General features: G+C 34.3%; 1 tRNA gene and 3 rRNA genes. All 4 read left to right on the forward strand.

What is annotated here, in order from left to right:
* Window positions 1-81, forward strand: a 23S ribosomal RNA gene (locus H8R92_RS13005); the annotation flags it as partial.
* Between the two features lie 125 nt (window positions 82-206).
* Window positions 207-323: ribosomal RNA gene (rrf, locus tag H8R92_RS13010) — 5S ribosomal RNA — on the forward strand.
* Window positions 324-328: 5 nt separating this feature from the next.
* Window positions 329-404: transfer RNA gene (locus tag H8R92_RS13015), tRNA-Ala, on the forward strand.
* Between the two features lie 479 nt (window positions 405-883).
* Window positions 884-991: ribosomal RNA gene (locus H8R92_RS13020) — 16S ribosomal RNA — on the forward strand; the annotation flags it as partial.

The raw sequence follows: 991 nt of genomic DNA on the forward strand, positions 1-991 counted from the left end.
AACACGAGGTTGATAGGTCAGAGGTGTAAGTGTGGTAACATATTTAGCTGACTGATACTAATAGGTCGAGGGCTTGACCAATAAAAATAGATTATCATTTATATGCAATTTTCAGAGAACAAGATTCTTTGAAAAAGGAAACTAGCTATATAGAGATGAGGAGTACAAGATTCTTAACCAAATGGAAGATTTGGAGAATCATAGAATCTGGTGATTATGGCGTAGAGGAAACACTCCTTCCCATTCCGAACAGGAAAGTTAAGCTCTACAGCGTCGATGGTACTGCATGGGAGACTGTGTGGGAGAGTAGAACGTTGCCAGGTAATATGGGGATATAGCTCAGTTGGGAGAGCACCTGCCTTGCACGCAGGGGGTCAAGGGTTCGAATCCCTTTATCTCCACCAAAAGCTGTGAATTAGTTCACAGCTTTTTTGTTTTAAAAATAATTATTTATAATAAAAATAGATAATACCATTATAGATAATATCATTAAAGAACAATTTTAAAATTAATATTGATAACTTTAAGTCATAATAAGGAGGACATTGGAGTTAATTTAAAGTTTTGGTTCTTGAAGATTAAGAAAAATATCTAAATATGAGTTTTTTATAAAAAATATTAAAAAATATGTTGACATAAGTTTTTAGTGATGATAATATAAAGAAGTCGTCAGAGACAAAGCAAAACACTAAAAAACATTTAAAAAAAGTTTTAAAAAAAGTGTTGACATAAGCTTTAACTGATGATAAGATAAAGAAGTCGCTTGAGAGCGACAAGATAAAATGGTCTTTGAAAATTGAACAGAATATAGTTAATATAAAACCAGCAATTCTTTTAAGTCTTATAAAGACTCAAAGTAATTTGAGCGAAACAGATTAAACTTTTTATTGAGAGTTTGATCCTGGCTCAGGACGAACGCTGGCGGCGTGCCTAACACATGCAAGTCGAGCGAATGAAGTTCCTTCGGGGACGGATTTAGCGGCGGACGGGT

The sequence above is a fragment of the Clostridium lentum genome (assembly GCF_014287815.1).
Classification (GTDB): Bacteria; Bacillota; Clostridia; order Clostridiales; family Clostridiaceae; genus Clostridium; species Clostridium lentum.